Source organism: Nocardioides stalactiti, assembly GCF_014180715.1.
Classification (GTDB): domain Bacteria; phylum Actinomycetota; class Actinomycetes; order Propionibacteriales; family Nocardioidaceae; genus Nocardioides; species Nocardioides stalactiti.
Genome location: NZ_JACEFC010000012.1, coordinates 1 through 19,124, shown reverse-complemented (window position 1 = coordinate 19,124; position 19,124 = coordinate 1). Strand labels below are relative to the sequence as shown.

Annotated in this window: 15 protein-coding genes; 11 read left to right on the top strand and 4 right to left on the bottom strand. The window is 71.3% G+C overall.

What is annotated here, in order from left to right:
* Positions 1-45: 45 nt before the first annotated feature.
* Entirely contained in the window at positions 46-369 is a 324-nt protein-coding gene (locus tag H0487_RS04070) for a DNA gyrase subunit A (protein WP_183092952.1), read from the top strand.
* Positions 370-868: 499 nt separating this feature from the next.
* Here H0487_RS04070 and H0487_RS04065 read toward each other — a convergent pair whose 3' ends face one another.
* Complete coding sequence (locus H0487_RS04065; RefSeq protein WP_183092951.1) at positions 869-3,004, bottom strand: MMPL family transporter; 2,136 nt, start codon at positions 3,002-3,004, stop codon at positions 869-871.
* A gap of 132 nt (positions 3,005-3,136) precedes the next feature.
* Between H0487_RS04065 and H0487_RS04060 the strand changes: the two genes are divergently transcribed.
* Both H0487_RS04060 and H0487_RS04055 read left to right on the top strand, forming a co-directional pair.
* Positions 3,137-4,300: a sensor histidine kinase gene (locus H0487_RS04060; RefSeq protein WP_183092950.1), complete on the top strand. Its 1,164-nt coding sequence runs from the start codon at positions 3,137-3,139 to the stop codon at positions 4,298-4,300.
* Complete coding sequence (locus tag H0487_RS04055) at positions 4,297-4,953, top strand: response regulator (protein ID WP_183092949.1); 657 nt, start codon at positions 4,297-4,299, stop codon at positions 4,951-4,953. The genes H0487_RS04060 and H0487_RS04055 overlap by 4 nt, the downstream gene beginning before the upstream one ends.
* Here H0487_RS04055 and H0487_RS04050 read toward each other — a convergent pair.
* Entirely contained in the window at positions 4,943-5,425 is a 483-nt protein-coding gene (locus tag H0487_RS04050; protein ID WP_246382950.1) for a MarR family winged helix-turn-helix transcriptional regulator, read from the bottom strand. The two genes, H0487_RS04055 and H0487_RS04050, sit on opposite strands and share 11 nt — an antisense overlap.
* A 71-nt stretch (positions 5,426-5,496) precedes the next feature.
* On the opposite strand from H0487_RS04050, the gene H0487_RS04045 reads away from it, so the two are divergent.
* Together H0487_RS04045 and H0487_RS04040 are read left to right on the top strand one after the other, a co-directional pair.
* On the top strand, positions 5,497-7,527 hold the full coding sequence (locus H0487_RS04045; protein WP_183092948.1) for an MMPL family transporter: 2,031 nt from the start codon (positions 5,497-5,499) through the stop codon (positions 7,525-7,527).
* A gap of 114 nt (positions 7,528-7,641) precedes the next feature.
* Positions 7,642-10,083: an FG-GAP repeat protein gene (locus tag H0487_RS04040; protein ID WP_183092947.1), complete on the top strand. Its 2,442-nt coding sequence runs from the start codon at positions 7,642-7,644 to the stop codon at positions 10,081-10,083.
* 3 nt (positions 10,084-10,086) lie between these two features.
* Here H0487_RS04040 and H0487_RS04035 read toward each other — a convergent pair whose 3' ends face one another.
* Positions 10,087-11,319, bottom strand: a complete 1,233-nt coding sequence (locus H0487_RS04035; RefSeq protein WP_183092946.1) for a PucR family transcriptional regulator — start codon at positions 11,317-11,319, stop codon at positions 10,087-10,089.
* Between the two features lie 90 nt (positions 11,320-11,409).
* Here H0487_RS04035 and H0487_RS04030 point away from each other — a divergent pair, with 90 nt between their 5' ends.
* Genes H0487_RS04030 through H0487_RS04025 form a run of 3 tightly spaced genes read left to right on the top strand, consistent with a single transcriptional unit; the run spans position 11,410 to position 13,967 of the window.
* Positions 11,410-12,984, top strand: a complete 1,575-nt coding sequence (locus H0487_RS04030; RefSeq protein ID WP_183092945.1) for a GMC family oxidoreductase — start codon at positions 11,410-11,412, stop codon at positions 12,982-12,984.
* Between the two features lie 43 nt (positions 12,985-13,027).
* Positions 13,028-13,150: a hypothetical protein gene (locus H0487_RS23795; RefSeq protein WP_281370600.1), complete on the top strand. Its 123-nt coding sequence runs from the start codon at positions 13,028-13,030 to the stop codon at positions 13,148-13,150.
* Position 13,151: 1 nt separating this feature from the next.
* Positions 13,152-13,967: a patatin-like phospholipase family protein gene (locus H0487_RS04025; RefSeq protein WP_183092983.1), complete on the top strand. Its 816-nt coding sequence runs from the start codon at positions 13,152-13,154 to the stop codon at positions 13,965-13,967.
* Between the two features lie 37 nt (positions 13,968-14,004).
* Here H0487_RS04025 and H0487_RS04020 read toward each other — a convergent pair whose 3' ends face one another.
* Positions 14,005-16,887, bottom strand: coding sequence for a sensor domain-containing protein (locus tag H0487_RS04020; RefSeq protein WP_183092944.1), 2,883 nt, complete (start codon positions 16,885-16,887; stop codon positions 14,005-14,007).
* A 185-nt stretch (positions 16,888-17,072) separates the two neighbouring features.
* Here H0487_RS04020 and H0487_RS04015 point away from each other — a divergent pair, with 185 nt between their 5' ends.
* From H0487_RS04015 to H0487_RS04005, 3 genes are all read left to right on the top strand, one after another.
* The gene (locus H0487_RS04015) at positions 17,073-18,500 is read left to right on the top strand and encodes a glycosyltransferase family 2 protein (protein ID WP_183092943.1); all 1,428 of its coding nucleotides are present in this window, start codon (positions 17,073-17,075) and stop codon (positions 18,498-18,500) included.
* A 1-nt stretch (position 18,501) separates the two neighbouring features.
* A complete protein-coding gene (locus tag H0487_RS04010; protein WP_220793062.1) occupies positions 18,502-18,723 on the top strand; it encodes a hypothetical protein in 222 nt (73 codons plus the stop codon).
* On the top strand, positions 18,720-19,124 hold a 405-nt coding region (locus H0487_RS04005), incomplete at its 3' end, for a hypothetical protein (RefSeq protein WP_220793061.1). The genes H0487_RS04010 and H0487_RS04005, both read left to right, overlap by 4 nt.

Below are 19,124 nucleotides of genomic sequence, written 5' to 3'. Positions count from 1 at the left end.
GCACGAGCGCGCGCGCACGGCGGCAATAGCGGGCATGCTAGGACGATGCCGTCCCGTAACGAGGAACTCCCTCTCGCCGTCGAGATCCAGCAAACCGCCGAGCAGCTTCACATCATGGACGGCCTAGCCATTGCGATGCGAGAGCCCGCCCGGGTGCTCGATGCGGTGCTTCTTTCAGAGGACGTTGACGACGCTAGGACCCTGCTCCGCGAGCGCTTCGGACTCAGCGAGGTCCAGACGTCCGCAGTCCTTGATCTGCAGTTCCGACAGGCGAGCCGACTTGATCGCCGCAAGATCGAAGAGCGCCGAGACGAGGTCAGTGCACATCTGGAGTACCTCAGGGTTCATGACGCCCCGCCCGACGAATAGCGCGCTTCTCGGCAATTGCGGGCGCTCCGTGCCGCCCAGTTCCGACGGCCCACCGCAGCGGTGACGTAAACAGGAACGCTGCACAGAACCCGATCTAGATGTGCGCCCGGCCAGCGAATAGGCCGAAACGGCGTGCCGGGGAATCCGGGAGCCGGGGGCTCACAGATCTCTCACGGACGGCCCGGCACGGGCCAGCACCTATCGTCACCAGAGTCCGGGCTGATGCCCTCAGCACCGGACGGTGCAGCACCTCCACTCACTCCCCAGCACGAGCCTGTCGCTCTGGGGGTCAAGGGGTCGCAGGTTCAAATCCTGTCAGCCCGACCGAAGAACCGCAGGTCAGAGGCCGTTTCCGTTCACAACGGGAGCGGCCTCCACTGCTTCCTGGAGAACCCACCGGGCGCGGCTTGGCGTTCGGCCGCGTCTGATCTCTGGTCATTGGGGAGGATCCGATGAACCAGGTTCACCGGATCCTCCCCAATCAGCGCTCTGCCGGACGTCAGCCGGCGGTCCCGTGGGCTGCGGAGGGCTGCCCTTCGATCGTCGCCTCCTGGAGTGTCGGGTCGAGCTCGGGCAGGAGCCGGTCCAGCCATCCGGGGAGCCACCAGTTCGCATCGCCGAGGAGCTTCATGGTGGCCGGAACCAGGATCAGCCGGACGACGGTGGCGTCGAGGAAGATGGCCGTGGCCAGTCCTACTCCCATCATCTTCACGACCGGGTCGCTGCCCAGGACGAAGCCCGAGAAGACCGCGACCATGATCAGTGCGGCGGCGGTGATGGTGCGGCCGGTGCCGGCGATCCCCTCGATGACCGCGCGGCCGTTGTCACCGTGGCGGCGGTACTCCTCGCGCACACGGGACAGCAGGAAGACCTCGTAGTCCATGGAGAGCCCGAACAGGATGGCGAACATGAACAGCGGGATGAAGGACACGATCGGCACCGTTGACTCGACGCCGATGAGGCCGGCCGCCCAGCCCCACTGGAAGACCATCACGAGCACGCCGTAGGCCGCGCCGACGCTCAGCAGGTTGAGCAGGACCGCCTTCAGGGGCACCAGCACCGACCGGAACAGCAGGGTGAGCAGGAGGAACGACAGCAGCAGCACCGCGGCGACGAAGCGCGGCATCCGCTCCTGCACCCGGTCACCGAGATCGGCGAAGGTGGCCGTCTGTCCGCCCACGTGGGCGGTTGCCCCGGTGCCGTCCAGCACGGTCGGGAAGACCTCCTCGCGGAGCCGGGCGACCGTCTCCTGGGTGGACTCGTCCTGCGGCGACGTGGTCGGCAGTGCCACCAGGGTCGCCACACCCGCCCGGAGGTCGACGGTCGGCTCGTCGCCCGACGCGATGCCCGGGTCGGCAGCCACTGCCTCGGCCAGCGGCGCCACGACGGAGGGCTCCTGGGAGATGTCGACCGCGATCACCAGCGGACCGTTGGCCCCGGGGCCGAAGCCCTCGGCGACGAGGTCGTAGGCCCGCCGTTCGGTCCGGGACTCGGGCTTGGTCCCGTCGTCGGGGAAGCCCAGGTTGAGCGCGAGGACGGGGGCGGCCAGCGCCAGCATGAGGACGCCACCGCCGACGAGGTACGACGTCGCGTGCCGGGTCACGTGGGCACCCCATCGGTGCCAGCCGGTGCTCGGCAGGTCGACAGGGCCGTGCGGCGAGCGGCGACGACCGTTGATCCGCTGCCCCGCGAGCCCGAGCAGCGCCGGCAGCAGGGTCACCGAGGCGAGCACCATGACGAGGACCATCGCGGAGATGGCGACCCCGCCGCCGGTGACGAACGGGATCCCCGCGACGAGCAGCCCGAGGATCGCCACGACGACCGTGCCGCCGGCGAAGATCACCGCCTGTCCGGCCGTCGCCAGCGCCCGGCCCACCGACTCCTCGACCGCCATCCCCAGCGCCAGGTGCTCGCGGTGCCGGGTGACCAGGAAGAGCGCGTAGTCGATGCCGACGCCGAGCCCGACCATGGCCGCCAGCTGGGGTGCCCAGGCCGGGATGTCGATCAGGTAGGTCACGAGACTCATCGAGGTGGCGCCCACGACCAGGCCGAGCAGCGCCATCCCGATCGGCAGGCCCATGGCGACGAAGGAGCCGAACGCGATCAGCAGGATGACCATCGCGACGACGATGCCCGCGACCTCGCCGAGCCCGGTGGGTGCCTCCTCGAACGCGAAGAACAGGTCACCGCCTGCCTCCACCGTCAGCGACGACTCGTCACGCAGGTCGGCGACAGCGTCCTTGAGGTTCACCAGGTCGGACTTCTCGAGCTCCTCGACCGCGGGGTACTGCACCCGCACCAGCGCGATGTCGCCCTCCGGCGAGACGCTGCTCGTCGTACCCACCACGTGGGGGAGGTCCGCGAGGGCTGACTCCACCGGCGCGAGCTGCGCCGCGGCATCCGGGGCCTCGAGGACCACGTGAGCGGTGACTCCGCCCTCGTCGGCGTTCGTCTCGGCGAGCAGCTCCGCAGCGCGGTAGGAGTCGAGGCCGGGCGCCTCGAAGCTCTCCTCGAGCTCGCGCCCGAAGGCGGCGGAGAAGGCGATGACGACCACGGCGAGCAGGACCCACGCGCCGATCGCGGTCCAGGGCCGGGCGGCGGCAGACCGGCCGAGCCGGTAGAGGAGATTCGACATGCCTCCACGGTGGCCGGGCAGCGAGCGATCCACATCGGGCCAAGGAATGGTCGGTTCCTCCTCCGAAAGTACGACGAGCAGCTCGTCCTTGTGCCCCGTACGACGAGGCGCACCGCTCTCTAGGCTGGAGCGATGGTCGCCTCCTTCCTCCGCTCGGTCCTCGCCGAGCCCCGTGCCCCGGAACCGCCGGCGCGGGTGTGGCGGGACTGGGTGCTCGTCGGCGCCCTCCTGATCACGGCCGTGGCCGAGGCGAGCCTCCGCTCCGACGTGCCGTGGCGTCCCCTGGCCACCGTGGTCGCCCTCCTGGTGATCCCGGTTCTGCTGTGGCGGCGTACCCATCCGCTCCTCGCCACCGCGGTCGGCTTCGGCGGCGGGATGGTCCTGTACCTGCCGACGATCCTCGACGACGTCGCCGAGGTGGGGCTCAACACCATGGCCGCCGTCCTGCTCCTGCCCTACGCCCTGTACCGATGGGCTTCGGGCCGCGAGGCACTGGTCGGTACGGCGATCGTCGCCGTCCCGGCGAGCCTGTCCCTCGCCGTCACCGAGACCCCGTTCGGGGAGGCGATCGGTGGCATCACCGTGCTGGTCGCGTCGTTCGCCCTCGGGGCGGCGATGCGGTATCGCGCGGTGGCCCGCCGGCGCGAGGTGCAGCAGGTCCGGACGGCCGAGCGCGGCGAGCTCGCCCGCGAGCTGCACGACACCGTCGCGCACCACGTGTCGGCCATCGCGATCCAGGCGCAGGCGGGCCGCGCTGTCGCGGCCACCGACCCGGCTGCGGCGGTCCAGGCGCTGGCCGTGATCGAGGCAGAGGCCTCTCGGACGTTGCTCGAGATGCGCGCGATGGTCGGGGTGCTGCGTCAGGGTGCGCGGGGCGACACTGACGCGCTCGACGCCGGGCCCGTCGAGTACGGGCCGCAGCGGGGGATCAGCGATCTGGAGGAGCTGACCCGGATGAGCCCGCTGGTGCAGGTGCGCCGTGCGGGTGACCTCGCCGGCCTCCCGCAACCCGTGGAGGTCGCGGTCTACCGGATCTGTCAGGAGTCGGTCACCAACGCGATCCGGCACGCGCGCAACGCCGCGACGGTCAGCGTGGAGGTGACGGGCGACGTCGGCGTCGTACGGTTGCGTGTGCACGACGACGGAGAAGCCGCCCGCCTCTCGACCGCAGGCGGCTACGGCATCCTCGGCATGGCGGAGCGTGCAAAGCTGCTCGGCGGCGCCTGTCAGGCGGGCCCGGACCCGGCCGGCGGCTGGACCGTCCAGGCGACGCTGCCCCGGGAGATGGCGCGGTGACCATCCGGGTGGTGGTCGCCGACGACCAGCTCCTGGTCCGGACCGGCCTGACGATGATCCTCAACGCGCAGCCCGGGATCGAGGTCGTCGGCGAGGCGACCGACGGCCATGAAGCCGTGGCCGTGGCCCGCCGGCTGCGGCCCGACGTCTGCCTCTTCGACATCCGGATGCCCGGCATCGACGGGGTCGAGGCCACCCGGCAGCTTGCGGGCCCGGGCGTCGAGGCCCCCCTCGCCGTGGTCGTCATCACGACCTTCGACCTCGACGAGTACGTCCACGGCGCCCTCAAGGCGGGCGCCCGGGGCTTCCTCCTCAAGGACGCCGGGCCCGAGCTGCTGGTCCAGGCGATCCATGCCGCCGCGAACGGCGACGCGCTCATCTCACCCAGCATCACCCGCCGGCTGCTCACCACGCTCGCCAGCGCGGAGCGAGCCACCCCGCCGGCCCAGCCGATCGAGCCTCTCACCGAGCGCGAGGAGGAGGTGCTGCTCACCGTTGCCCGCGGCCGCACCAACGCCGAGATCGCCGCGGAGCTGCACATCACCCTCAGCACGGTGAAGACCCACGTCGCCGCACTGATGAACAAGCTCGGCGCCCGCAACCGTGTCGAGGTCGCCATGTGGGCCTACGAGACCCGGCGCGTCAAGGAGTAGGAGCGTCGTCGGTGCCCGTTGCTCCCTGGGCGATCCTGTCGAACGCTGCGGTCACGTCGCGCAGGTAGCGGGCGACGACCTCGCGCTCGGCGGGGTCGAACGCGTCGTCGAGCTGCTGGAGCGCGAGGAACATCGGCGCCAGGTGGCCGCGGATCTCCTGGCGGCCGCTGTCGGTGACGGTCAACGCGGTCCGGCGCCGGTCGTCGGGATGGGGCGCGCGCTCGAGGTGGTCGCGTCCTTCGAGACGGTCGAGGATCCCGGTGACCGCGGCTGTCGAGACCCCGAGGCGACGGGCCAGGTCGGCCGGCCCGAGCGGCGTCCGGACCAGGTGCTCGAGGGTGCGCAGCTCGGACTCGGACAGACCCGCGGAGCGGGCGATCGTGCCGCGCATGAGGGCCGCGGCCTCGAGGGCCTCCCGGAGCGCGGTGAGGGAAGGGCTCTCGTGCCATCCCGGGCGGGTCGCCTCGACCAAAGTTGTTCACCTACTTAGCAATCAGTACGCTAAATCAATCCTAGTCCGTCCCGTGGTCCGAGGAGAAGAGAATGCCCCGCCCCGCGCCCGTCATCACCGCCTCCGTCCGTGCCGGACTGCTCCTGGCGCTCCTGCCGCTGCTGGTCGCCGCACTCCTCATCGGCGCGGTGGGGGAGGGGGAGCGCGACCGGCTCGCGACCGACTCGATGCCCAGGGGCTACGACAGCACGGCAGCGGCCGAGCTCGCCGAGGACCTTCCGGACGACGCCGGCAACGTCGCGATCGTGGTCTTCGCGGTGGAGTCGGGTCGGCTCGACGTCGACGGACTGCCGCGGGTGGGCGTCGCGCCGCCGATGCTGTCCGAGGACGGGACCGCCGCCCTCGCGGTCGTCCCGATCGAGGCCGCTTCCGCCACCGCCAACGCGGACGCCGTCGACGACCTGCGGGACCGGCTCGCCGCCGAGGTGCCGGACGGCGTCACGGCCCAGGTGACCGGTCCGGCCGGCATCGAGGCCGACCTGGCGGCCGTCTTCGACGGCGCGAACCTGCGCCTGCTGACCGTCACGGCGCTGGTGGTGGCCGTCCTGCTCATCCTCACCTACCGGAGCCCGGTGCTGTGGATCATCCCGCTCGTCGTCGTGGGAGTCGCGGACCGGCTGGCCGCGGTGCTCGCGACCCAGGTGCTCGCCGCGCTGAGCGCGGCCGGCGTCGAGATCGCGTGGGACGAGTCGACGGTCGGGATCCTCTCGGTCCTCGTCTTCGGCGCCGGCACCAACTACGCACTGCTCCTGATGTCGCGCTACCGCGACGAGCTGGCGCGGCACGAGGACCGTCGCGAGGCCCTCGGCGTCGCGCTCCGTCGTACGGCGGAACCGGTGCTGTTCAGCGCCGCCACCGTGGTCGTGGGTGTGCTCACCTTGCTGCTCTCGGTCGTCCCGACCACCCGCGGGCTCGGCGTCGCAGCGGCGGTCGGCATCGTGACCGCCGTCTTCTTCGGCCTTGTCGTGCTGCCCGCAGCGCTGAGCCTGTTCGGTCGGTGGGTCTTCTGGCCGCGAGTGCCCCGCGCGGGCGAGCCCGTGGCCACCGTGGACGCGTCGCTCTGGCGCAGGATCGGGGACCAGGTCGCCCGTCGGCCCAGCCAGGTGGTCGCCGGCGTCCTCGCGGTGCTCGTGCTCGGCGCGTCCGGCCTCCTGGCCGTCGACCTCGGGCTCGACCGGGCGGACCAGTTCCTCGACAAGCCCGAGGCGATCGCTGCGGCCGAGCGGATCGCCGAGTCGTTCCCCGCAGGCACCTCCGACCCGACGAGCGTCGTGACCCGCAGCGACGAGGTCGCGACGGTGGTCGACACCGTCCGGTCGGTGCCCGGTGTCGTGTCGGTGCGGCCGGGGAGCGAGGGCGACGGGGTCACCGAGCTCCAGGTCGTGCTGGAGGGCGGTTCGGGGTCCGCGGCAGCCCGCGCCACCGTCGAGGACCTGCGCGACGCGCTGGCCGACGTCGCCGACACCCACGTCGGCGGGGCCGAGGCCGAGGCCGTGGACGAGGCCGCCGGCGCGGCTCGGGACCGGTGGGTCGTGATGCCCCTGATCCTCGTCCTCGTGCTGGCGGCGCTGGTCCTGCTGCTCCGCGCCGCGGTCGCGGCCATCGTGCTGGTGCTCGCCGTCGTCGCGTCGTACGCCGCTGCGATGGGTGCCTCGTGGTGGATCTTCACCGGCGTGCTCGGGTTCGAGGGCCTGGACGTGGGCGCCCCGCTCCTGGCGTTCCTCTTCCTGGTGGCGCTCGGGGTGGACTACAGCATCTTCCTGGTGACCCGGGCACGCGAGGAGGCGACCGAGCACGGGACGCGCGAGGGGATGCTGCGCGCCCTGGCGTCGACCGGAGGCGTCATCACGAGCGCCGGCATCCTCCTGGCCGCCGTGTTCGCCGTGCTCGGCGTCCTCCCGCTCGTCGTGCTCGCCCAGCTGGGGACGATCGTCTGTGTCGGGGTGCTCCTGGACACGCTCGTGGTCCGGACACTGCTCGTCCCCGCGCTGGCTGTCCTGCTCGGTGACCGCTTCTGGTGGCCGCGTCAGGACGGTCTCCGGCGGGTCGGACGGAGCGGATAGCCGATCGGATGATTTAACCCGATTGCTGGAGACGGACGCGCCTTGCCGTGCCAGGGTGGAAGGGCGTTCCGGGGCGCTGCTCCCACTGCTCCTCCTTCGATATGGGGTTTCGAAGTGAACAGGATCGCTCCCTTCCGTCTTGTCCTCAGCGCACTCGTGGCGCTGGTCCTCGCGCTCGCTACGTTGTCGGTCACGACGGCGTCCAGTGGCTCGGCCTCAGCAGCACCGCCACCGCGCCTGGTGCCCACCGGCGACGCGATGCCCGCCGCGCTCCGCGCGGCGGTCGCGACCGTGACCGACAACCGCGAGTTCCGCCTCAACAACGGCGGCCACATGGACTCCGGCCACTACGAGATGGGCTACTCGGTCGCCATCAGCGGCAACTGGGCCGTCGTCGGCCTTCCCGACGCGACCGTGTCCGGTGGTGGGAACAGCGGCGAGGTGCTGGCGTTCCAGCGCACCGGCACCGACTGGAAGCTGCGCCGCAACTTCAACCTGTTCTCGTTGGGTGCCAACGACCGGTACGGCGAGTCGGTTGCCATCGCCGGCAACCACCTGCTCATCGGCGTGCCCGGCGCCAACTTGGCAGGAGCCGACTCGGGCAGGGTCGAGGCATGGCAGTACGCCAGCGGCCAGTGGCAGCGGATCGGCATCTTCGCTGCTCCCGACTCCAACGCGGGGGACCGCTTCGGATCGACGGTGAGCCTCGACGGCGCCGTCGCGGTGATCGGTTCGCCGGGAGTCGACAACGGCGTCGTCGACATGTTCGTCCGGAGCGGCAGCGACTGGCAGTGGAAGACGCGGGTCTCCCCGAACGACCTCACCGCCGGTGCCGACTTCGGCGCGAGCATCGACGTCGACGGCAACTACGTCGCCATCGGCGCGCCCGAGGCCAACAGCGGTGCCGGTCGGGCGTTCACGTACCTGCGCAGCGGCAACGCCCTGAACCGTCAGGCGGAACTGTTCCCGGAGGAGGTGCAAGCATCGAGCCGGTTCGGCTTCGACGTCGCGCTCGACGGCACCTGGGCGGCGGTCACGCAGCCCACGTGGGACCACGTCGACGGCCGGACCGGGAGCGTCTCCTCGTTCCAGCGGTCCGGCACCGCCTGGCCCCGCAAGGACACCATCACCGGGTCGACGACCGACGTCTTCGCCACCGCGGTCGACGTGTCGGGAACCAATGCCCTCGTCGGCAGGAACAGCAGCACGATCGTTCCGTTCACCCGAGCCTCCACCGGCCTGTGGACGGCGAAGGCTCCCGTCGACGTCCCCGACGTCGTCTCGGCGCTCGCGATCTCCGGCAACTACGGCGTGTACGGTGCGCCGTCCGCTCCGGGGTTCTTCGGCGAGCCGAACATCGGTGCGGCCGGCATCCTCTTCCGCGCTGGCAACGGCACGTGGAGCCAGCAGGACCGGCTCCAGGTTCCGTCCGCCCAGGTGGACGAGAAGTTCGGCTACTCCGTCGCCTACGACAACACGGGAACCTGGGCCGTGGTCGGGGCTCCGGGGTCGAACAACGGCGCCGGCGCGGCGTACCTGTTCCGCAGCAACGGCGACATCATGTGGCACTTCCAGGCCCGCTTCGAGGCTGATACCCCCACCCCGGGTGCGGGCTTCGGCTCGTCGGTGTCGATGAACGGCGCCTACGTGGTCGTCGGCGCTCCGAACGAGGGCAATGGGGCGGCCTACGTGTTCTTCCGAGCGGGCTCGGGCACCGAGTGGACCCGCCAGGCACGGATCGTCCCAGCGGCAGGGGGCCCGGCCCACGAGAACTTCGGTCACTCGGTGGCGATCAACGGTGCCTACGCCGCCGTCGGTGCCCCCGGCGACGCGTCGACCGCCGGCCGGAGCTACACGTTCCTGCGCAGCGGCACGACGTGGGCGCAGCAGGCGACGATGGCACCGACCGGGACCGTGCCCACCGACGGCTACGGCACGTCGGTGGCCCTGGAGGGCACCTCCCTCGTCGTGGGCTCGCCCGGTGACAACGCCGGCATCGGTGCCGCCTACGTCTGGGTGCGCTCCGGCACCAACTGGCCGTTCAAGACCATGCTGACGCCGACCGGCGGTGCGGCGGGTGACAAGTTCGGCACCTCGGTCGACATCAGCGGGGCGCGCGTGGTCGTCGGGGCACCCGACGACAGCGACTGGCAGCCCCTGGCCGGTGCTGCCTACGTGTTCACCCGGGCCACCAGTGGGCCGTGGCCGCAGGTGCAGATCGAGCCCCTGACCCCCGGCCCCACCGGGGACTTCGGCTGGGACGTTGCGATCGACCAGGAGCGGATCCTGGTCGGGGACCCCACCGGGCCCAACACGTTCAACAACATGGGCGGCCGCGCGTTCCACTTCCGCCTGGGGACGACCTGGTCCATCGACCAGATCCTCACCCAGAACTTCACCAACGACCTCGACAACGACTCGCAGTGCGGCCTGTCGGTGGACCTCAGCCACACGCCGACGTCCAACGCGGGCGGCAACGACTTCGGGATCGTCGGCTGCCCGCAGCTGACCACGGCGATGGGCGAGGCCGGCAAGGCGTTCATCTACTACCCGTAACGACTAGCCCGGAGGCGGGCCGAACAGCGCGACGTAGCGAAGCGCGACCTCCACCTTGGTGGGGTGCGCGGTGAGCGGGTGGCCGAGGAGCTCTTCGGCGCGGGCGAGCCGGTAGCGGACCGTGTTCTTGTGGACGAAGAGGAGCTCCGCGGTGGCCTCGACGTTCTGACGCTGGGTGAGGAACGTCAGCGCGGTGTCGCGGATCAGGCCGAGGTTCTTGTCGGCGCCGATGAGGGCGCCGACCTCGCGAGCAACCATCCGGTGGAGGAGGTCGTGGTCGTCGGCGAGGAGGCAGAGCAGCTCGACATCCGGGTAGTCGACGACGGCCGGGACGCGCGCTGCGCCGAGGCACAGCCGCTGCGCGGCGAACGCCTCCGCGTGGCTCGTGCGGAAGCCGGCGAGCCCTGTCTGCGGCACGCCGACGGCGAGATGTACCCGGTGGTCGGTGAGGGTCGCCGCCAGTCCGGCGAGGACGGACACGTCCGGCTGGGTGGGCGTCGCCACCCAGCACCACAGGTCGCGGCTGGACGACGCGAGGGTGAGCGGCCGGGGGCCGCCGAGCAGGCGCGCGGCCTGGACCGCCAGGTCGTTGAGGGGCTGGGCGGCCGCGCGGTCGGCCACGGGGTCCCAGAGGACCAGCGCCGTCTGCCACTGCGCCAGGGGGTGCGCCAGGTCGCGCGAGGCGCCGTCCGCGTCGTCGCCCCCGGCCAGGATCTCCCGGATCCGCTCGGCCCGCTGGAGGAGCGCGCCCTCGACCAGGTGCCGGTGCTCGTCGGCGAAGGTGATGATGAGCTGCTCGACGGAGTCGTCGAGCCACTCGACGGCGCGGGTCCAGAGGAACTTGAGGACCTGGTCGGGCGGCGGGCCGTCGGCGGCGATGGTCTCGGTGATCTCGCCGAAGATGTCCAGGACGGTCTTGTGCGCGGTCCGATAGATCTTGAGGAGCACGGCGAGGTCCATGCCCCGGCGAGCCAGCGACCGGGCCAGGTCGGCGGCGCGGGGCGGCAGGGCGAACGGCCGGTGACCCTCGAGGTTGTCGAGGAACGCCTCCCACTGACCGATCGTGCTGAGGCTCAGGTCGCGGACCAGCGTCGGGTCGCTGCCGAGCTCGGGGATCTGGCCGAGGATCCGCGCGTCGACGCGCGGGGGGAGGTCGCGCAGCACCACCTGGCCGTCCGGGGTCTCCATGTAGGTCCGCAGCCACGCGATCAGCTCGGCGTCAGGTACCTCCTCCACGAGCGCCGTTGTACCGGGACACAACCCCCGGGGTCAACGCTGGACCGGCGAATCAATGCGGAGGGCACCGAGGAGGAGCATGATCGGCGCATGGCGAACTTCGACTACATCGTGGTGGGCGCGGGATCGGCCGGAGCAGTTCTGGCCGGGCGGTTGTCCGAGGATCCAAACCGGAAGGTGCTCCTCGTCGAGGCCGGCGCCCGGCGCAAGCCGCTCAACGTGCGCATCCCGGCCGCGTTCGCCAGCCAGTTCAAGACGAAGATCGACTGGGCCGTCCATACCGAGCCCGAGCCGCACCTCGACGGCCGGATCATCTACCACCCGCGCGCCAAGCTCGTCGGCGGTTGCAGTGCCATGAACGCGATGATCTACATCCGCGGCAACGCCGAGGACTACGACGGCTGGGCCAAGGACGGTGCGACCGGGTGGTCGTACGACGAGGTGCTCCCTCTGTTCAAGCGTTCCGAGTGCAACTCCCGCGGCGCGAGCACCTTCCACGGCGCCGACGGTCCGCTCCACATCGAGGATCCGCGCAACCCCAACCCGCTCGACGAGGCGCTCCTCGAGGGCATGGTCGCGACCGGGCTGGCGCGCAACCCCGACTTCAACGGCGCGTCCCAGGAGGGCGTCGGCTACTACCAGGTGACCCACCGGAAGGGCGAGCGCTGGACGACCGCCGACGGTTACGTCCGGCCTGCTGCCAAGCGCGCCAACTTCACGATCCTCGCCGGCGCCCACGTGCTCGGCGTCCGGGTCCGCGACGGTCGCGCGGTCGGCATCGAGGTCGAGCAGGGCGGTCGGCGCACGTTCCACCGGGCCGAGCGCGAGGTCGTCCTCTCCGCCGGCGCGTTCAACACCCCCCAGCTGCTCATGCTGGCCGGCATCGGTCCGGCCGACCACCTGCGCGAGCACGGGATCGACGTGGTCGTCGACAACCCCAACGTCGGCCAGAACCTGATGGACCACCCGCTCTACGTCGCCAACTACGAGACGACAGCGGCGGGCACCCTCGCCGAGGCGGAGTCCCCGGTCCAGCTCGTGAAGTACCTCGGTGGCCGCCGCGGGCTGCTCACGTCGAACGTCGGCGAGGTCGGTGGCTTCTTCCACACCCGGCCGGGGCTCGCGGCTCCGGACATGCAGCTCATCTCCGGACCGGCGTACTTCTGGGACAACGGTTTCCAGACCCACGACAAGCCCGCCTACGCGCTGGGCCTGTCGCTGGTCGGCTCGCAGAGCAAGGGCAGCGTCCGGCTGCGCAGCAGCGACCCGAAGGCGCAGGTGCGCGCCACGTTCAACTACTTCGCCGAGACGGCGGACATGGACGCGATGGTCAACGGGATCGAGATGGTCCGAGCGATCGCCGACTCGGGCGGGCTCGGTCGGGTCACGACCAAGGAGCTCCACCCGGGTCCCGCAGCACGGACGCGCGCCGACGCCGAGGCCGAGATCCGTCGCAACGTCATCCACACCTACCACCCGTCGTGCACCGCCCGGATCGGCAGCGAGGCCGACGGCGTGGTCGACCCCGAGCTGCGGGTGCACGGCGTCGCCGGCCTGCGGGTCGCGGACGCGTCGGTGTTCCCGACCATCCCGCACGGCAACACCCACGCGCCGGCGGTCCTGGTGGGGGAGAAGGCCGCGGAGATGATCCGGGCCGAGGGCTGACCGACAGCACCGACCGCCGGGGTGCGCGCCCTATCCTCGCCGCATGACGCGCAGAGCGGGGCGAGCCCTGGTGATCGGCGCAGGCGGGGTGACCGGCCTGGCCTGGTCGTCAGCGACCCTGGCCGCCGTCGAGGAGGCGACGGGGTGGGACCCCCCGCACCGCTGACATCCTGCTGGGCACGTCGCAGGGCTCGTACCTGGGCGGCCTGCTGGCGAGCGGGATCGGCACCGATGACCTCGTCGCGTGGTACCGGCGGGCTCTGCCCGACAGCCATCCGCTGCGCACCCGCACGCCCCGTCGCGAGCGGGTCGTCGTACGACGATCGCTGCCGCGGCCGGCGTCGCCGAGGCTGCTCACCCGCGCCGTGGGCCGGGACCGGATCACGCCCCTCGCCGCGCTCTCGGGGCTGCTCCCCGCCGGCACCGGTTCGCTGGACGCCTTCCTCGCCCCGCTCGCCGCGCTGGTGGGCGGGCGCTCCTGGGTCGACCACCCCGACTTCCGCGCGGTCGCACTCGACTACGACACCGGCCGCCGCGTCTGCTTCGGGGCGCCCGGGGCGCCGCGGCCCCCGGTCGTCGACGCGGTGCGCGCGTCGTGCACGGTGCCCGGCGGGTTCCCTCCGGTCACGATCGGTGGCCGCAGCTACATCGACGGCGGCGCCCACTCGACGACCAACGCCGACCTCCTGGTCGACGCAGGGGTGTCCGAGGTCGTCGTCCTCGCCCCGATGGCGGGAGAGGACGCACCTCCGCGCACCCCGGCCGCCGTGGTGGGCGCGGCGCTGCGCCGGGTGGCCGACCGTCAGCTCGACGGCGAGGTCCGCGCGCTGAGACGAGACGGGGTCACGGTCAGGGTGCTCCGTCCCAGCCGTGCCGACCGCGCCGTGATGGGCGCGAACCCCCAGGACCCGCAGCAGCGGTTCGCGATCTTCGACGCCGCGCTCGCCAGCGGCCCGTCGCGGGTCGCATCCGCTTACTCCTAGCCGGCAGCGTCGCCGGAGACACCCCGGCCGATCGGAGCTAGAAGACGCCGATCGTCTGGACGGTCCGGACGACGTCCTCCGGCGGCACGCCGCGGCTGTAGAAGAAGCCCTGCACCTCGTCGCAGCCGCGCTGGCGGAGGTATCCCTCGTGCTTGGCGGTCTCGACGCCTTCGGCGATCACGGTCATGCCGAGGGCGTGGGCCATCATGATGATCGCGTCGATGACCGGGGCGTGGTCGTCGGTGTCGAGCTCCTGCACGAAGGAGCGGTCGATCTTGATCTTGTCGATCGGGAGCCGGCTCAGGTAGGCGAGGCTCGAGTAGCCGGTGCCGAAGTCGTCGACCGCGATGGTGACGCCGAGGCTGCGGATCGCGTGCAGCATGTCCATGGCACCGAGCCGGTCGTCCATGAGGAGGCTCTCGGTGATCTCCAGCTCGAGCTGGGCGGGGTCGAGGCCGGAGTCGTTGAGGGCGCCCACGATCTCGCCCAGCCAGCCCGCGCTGCGGAACTGGTGGGGGGACACGTTGACGGCGACCCGCAGCGGGCGGCCGAGCACCTTCTGGATCTGGGCGACGTCGCGACACGCCTTGCGCAGCACCCATCCGCCGAGCTGGACGATCATGCCGCCATCCTCGGCGACGGGGATGAAACGGCCCGGGGAGACCTCGCCGAGATCGGGGTGGTGCCACCGGGCGAGCGCTTCGATGCCGACGACACGGCCGGACCGCAGGTCGACCTGGGACTGGTAGGCGACGGACAGCCCCCCGTCGCGCAGGGCCTGGCGCAACGCAGACACGAGGGTGAGGCCGTCGTCGGCCGGGTCGAGCATGTCGTCGCGGAACCACTGGAAGTTGTTGCGGCCCGCTGCCTTCGCGTGCTCCATCGCCAGGTCGGCGCGCTTGAGCAGCTCGCCGGGATCCTGGTCGCCCGGCGGGTAGATCGCACCGCCGATGCTGACGGTGACGGCGAGCTCGTGCCCGCCGACGGCGACGGTCGTGAGCAGGTCCTCGAGGAGCGCCTCGACGCGGGGGGTGATCGCGTCGGCGTTCTGGAGGCTCGACATGACGATCGCGAACTCGTCGCCCCCGAGCCGGGCGACCATGTCGGTGCTGCGGATCCAGGTGTTGAGCCGGTCAGCGATGCGGACCAGCAGCTCGTCGCCGGCGTGGTGGCCGAGGGAGTCGTTGATTCGCTTGAGGTGGTCGAGGTCCACGACGAGGACGGCGACCTCAGTGCCGTCCTGCTCGGCCGCCTCGATGGCGTCGCCGAGGTGCCGCATCAGCCGGGACCGGGTGGGGATCTTGGTGAGTGGGTCGTGGTTCTCGAGGAACTGGACCTCCGCCTGCGCCTGGAGCCGCTCGGAGATGTCGTAGGCGACCGCGAGGTAGCCGGCGGGTGCGGCGTCGGGCTCATTGCCGTGCAGCGGGGTGATCGCCTCGCTGACGGGCACCACGGTCCCGTCCTTGCGGCGGTAGGTGAGCTCACGCTCCGCGCCGACGGCCGCGCTGAGCACGCTGTCCCAGTCGGCGCCGTCGGCGCGCGGCTCGGTGTCGATCTTGCCGAGCGACGCGCCGATCAGCTCGGCGCCGGTGTAGCCGAGCATCCGCTCGGCGGCGGCGTTGGCACTGACGATGCGGCCGGTCGAGTCGGTCGCCAGGATGCTGAACGGGATGCTGTCGAGCATCGAGCGTCGCAGCTCGTCCTGCTCGGCGGCCTGCGCGTCCACCCGGCCCCGGATGTCGATGATGGAGGCGAGGACGTAGGGCTCCCCGTCGATCTTGATCGGGTTGAGGCCGATCTCGATCGGGACCTCGGTGCCGTCGCTGCGCAGGCCGAAGAGGTCACGGCCGACGCCCATGTCGCGGCGGGCGGGGTCGGCGAAGAACGCGTCGCGGTTGCCGACGTGGCCGCCGCGGATCCGCTCGGGGAGCAGGTCCTCGACCTTCATCGCCAGCAGCGTGTCGCGGTCGTGACCGAAGAGGTTCTCGGCCTGGGAGTTCACCAGGACGACCGAGCCGGTCCGGTCGACCATGACCATCGCGTTGGGCGCAGCCTCGATGACCAGCGTCAACCGTCGCTCGTGCTCGCGCATCGCCTCCTGCTCGACGGCCAGCGCCTCCAGACGTGCGCTGACGTCGATGATGGAGGCGAGGACGAAGTCCTCCCCGTCGATGTTGATCGGGTTGAGGCCGATCTCGATGGGGACCTCGGTGCCGTCGCTGCGCAGTCCGTAGAGCTCCCGGCCGACGCCCATGTCGCGGCGGGCGGGCGCGGCGAAGAACGCGTCGCGGTAGCCGACGTGGCCGCCGCGGATCCGCTGGGGGAGCAGGTCCTCGACCTTCATCGCGAGCAGCGCGTCGCGGTCGTAGCCGAACAGGTTCTCGGCCTGGGAGTTCACCAGGACCACCGTGCCGGAGTGGTCGACCATCACCATCGCGTTGGGCGCAGCCTCGATCACCAGGCGCAGCCGGCGCTCGTGCTCCCGCAGCGCCTCCTTCTCGATCGCGAGCGCCTCGAGGCGGGCGGTCACGTCGATGATGGAGGCGAGGACGAAGTCGTCGCCGTCGATCCGGATCGGGTTGAGGCCGATCTCGATGGGGACCTCGGTGCCGTCGCTGCGCAGTCCGTAGAGCTCTCGCCCGGCGCCCATGTCACGGCGTGCCGGGTCAGCGAAGAACGCGCCCCGGTAGCCGTGGTGGACATCGCGGTAGCGCTCGGGGAGCAGGTCCTCGACCTTCATCGCGAGCAGCGCGTCGCGGTCGTAGCCGAACAGGGACTCGGCCTGCGAGTTGACGAGGACCACCGAGCCCGAGTGGTCGACCATGACCATCGCGTTCGGGGCAGCCTCGATCACCAGCCGGAAGCGGCGCTCGTGCTCCGTCTCCGACGACGACCGGCGGTCGTCGCGCTCGTGGCTCATATCCCCTCGTTCCGCCGCAGGCCCCAGAGAACACCCGGGGGCCCTGTTCGAGTCTAGGTTCCTGGTCCTCCGGGTGGCTGACGATTCGGGTATCACATCGTCCACTGACCGTTCGGACATAGAAATTCTGTTTGCAAGACGAATTCAGGAGTTGCGCCCTACCCTGCCCGAGGAGGGAGTTACAGATGGGGAGGTTTCAACGTGCCGCGGGTCTGCTGATCCTGGGCGGCTCGTGGTCAGCGGCGACCCTGCTCGCAGTCTGGGTCGCCCAGTCGCCGCGCCAGGTGATCGACGAACCGGCGTCCACCGTGGCGTTCGGCGCGTGGCGTGTCCTGTACGACGTGAACGCGCCGTCGGTCGTCACGGTCGTCTCCGCGGTGGGCCTGGCGGTCTTCTGCGCCTGGGCCGTGCAGTCGCTGGAGCGACGGGTGACGACGACGTCGCGCCGCAGCGACAGCGGCAACAGGACCCCGTTGGTGCCCAAGATCGTGATGGCCGAGACGCGCGGTGTGTTCGCCGGGCCGATCACCATCACGGTCCTGATCCCGGCCCACAACGAGGAGGACTGCCTGGCTGCGACCCTGACGTCGCTGCGTGAGCAGTCCCACCCGCCCGACCGGATCGTCGTCGTGGCCGACAACTGCACCGACGCGACCGTCGACGTCGCGCGCGCCGCGGGCGTCGAGGTGTTCGAGACCGTGGGCAACCGGGACAAGAAGGCCGGCGGCCTCAACCAGGCCCTGGCCGTGATCCTGCCGAGCCACGGCGACAACGACCTGGTGATGGTCATGGACGCCGACACGACGCTCGGTCCGGGCTTCCTGGAGAGCGCGGCGCGCCGGATGGCGGCCGACCGCGCGCTGATGGCCGTCGGCGGCCTGTTCTACGGGGAGCCGGGCGGCGGTCTGCTCGGGATCTTCCAGCGCAACGAGTACACCCGCTACGCCCGTGACCTGCGCCGCCGCCGCGGCATGGTGTTCGTGCTCACCGGCACCGCGTCGGTGTTCCGGCCACGGGCACTCCGCACCGTCGCGGCCGAGCGCGGCAGGCTCATCCCGGGCGTCCCCGGGCAGTACTTCGACACGATGGCGCTGACCGAGGACAACGAGATCACCATCGCCCTGAAGTCGCTCGGCGGGATCGTGGTCTCGCCGGCAGACTGCACGGTGGTCACCGAGATCATGACGACGTGGCGCGCACTCTGGGTGCAGCGGTTGCGCTGGCAGCGCGGCGCGGTCGAGAACCTCGGGGCCTACGGCCTGCGGACGCAGACCTGGCGCTACTGGATCCAGCAGCTCGGTCTCGGCTACGGCGTGGTGGCGCTGTCGTCGTACCTCGCACTCATCGTCATCACGGCGATCTCGGTGCGCGACGTCGTCGTCTTCCCGTTCTGGCTCGGGGTCGGCGCGGTCTTCGCCGCCGAGCGGGTCATCACCGTCTGGAAGGGTGGCTGGACGGCGCGGCTGGTGGCGGCACTGGTGCTGCCCGAGCTCTGCTACGCGATGTTCCTCGCGATCGTCTACGTGAAGGGTGTCGCCGACATCACCGGCGCCCGGACGGCGACCTGGCACTACGCTGACCAGCACGAGCCGCCCCTTCCGGTGGGGAGCTGAGATGGAACCACACTTGGCCACTGCCTGGGGCCTGCTGCTGCCCGAGGAGACCCTGCACCAGACCTGGTTCCTCGTGCTGGCGGGCTTCGTCGCGGTCAACACGGTCGTCTACGTGACCCTGGCGATCGCCAAGGCGCTGCCGCGCGTCTACGTCGCGGACTGGTTCCCGAAGAAGTACCTGCGCGGCGAGACCCGCGGCATCTATCCCGGCGGACCGAGGTGATCCGCGCCGGCGCTGTCGCCGTGGCGCTGGCCCTCGCAGCATGCGCCACGACGGACGCCGGCTCGTCCGCGGCACCGCCGGAGGAGCGGACCGCCGTCGAGGCGCCGGCGGCCGCGCCCGTCTCGGGCTGCCGGGTGTTCCCGGCGGACAACTGGTGGAACGCCGACATCTCCTCGCTGCCGCTCCACCCCTACAGCGCGAACTGGCTGAGCAACATGGACGGTGCCGGCGCGCTCCACCCCGACTTCGGGCCGTCCTACGGCGAGGGGCCCTACGGCATCCCGATCACCGTCGTCGCCGGCGACCACGCCAAGGTGCGGGTCCGCTTCGGCTACGCCGACGAGAGCGACCGGGTGCGCTACCCGCTGGGCAGCGACACCCGGATCGAGGGTGGCCCCCGC

What these genes read in the sequence shown, in the direction of transcription:
- H0487_RS04070 (WP_183092952.1), top strand. Translation starts at nt 46, where the DNA reads ATGCCGTCCCGTAACGAGGAACTCCCTCTCGCCGTCGAGATCCAGCAA.
- H0487_RS04065 (WP_183092951.1), bottom strand. Translation starts at nt 3,004, where the DNA reads ATGTCGAATCTCCTCTACCGGCTCGGCCGGTCTGCCGCCGCCCGGCCC.
- H0487_RS04060 (WP_183092950.1), top strand. Translation starts at nt 3,137, where the DNA reads ATGGTCGCCTCCTTCCTCCGCTCGGTCCTCGCCGAGCCCCGTGCCCCG.
- H0487_RS04045 (WP_183092948.1), top strand. Translation starts at nt 5,497, where the DNA reads ATGCCCCGCCCCGCGCCCGTCATCACCGCCTCCGTCCGTGCCGGACTG.
- H0487_RS04030 (WP_183092945.1), top strand. Translation starts at nt 11,410, where the DNA reads ATGGCGAACTTCGACTACATCGTGGTGGGCGCGGGATCGGCCGGAGCA.
- H0487_RS23795 (WP_281370600.1), top strand. Translation starts at nt 13,028, where the DNA reads ATGACGCGCAGAGCGGGGCGAGCCCTGGTGATCGGCGCAGGCGGGGTG.
- H0487_RS04020 (WP_183092944.1), bottom strand. Translation starts at nt 16,887, where the DNA reads ATGAGCCACGAGCGCGACGACCGCCGGTCGTCGTCGGAGACGGAGCAC.
- H0487_RS04015 (WP_183092943.1), top strand. Translation starts at nt 17,073, where the DNA reads ATGGGGAGGTTTCAACGTGCCGCGGGTCTGCTGATCCTGGGCGGCTCG.
- H0487_RS04010 (WP_220793062.1), top strand. Translation starts at nt 18,502, where the DNA reads ATGGAACCACACTTGGCCACTGCCTGGGGCCTGCTGCTGCCCGAGGAG.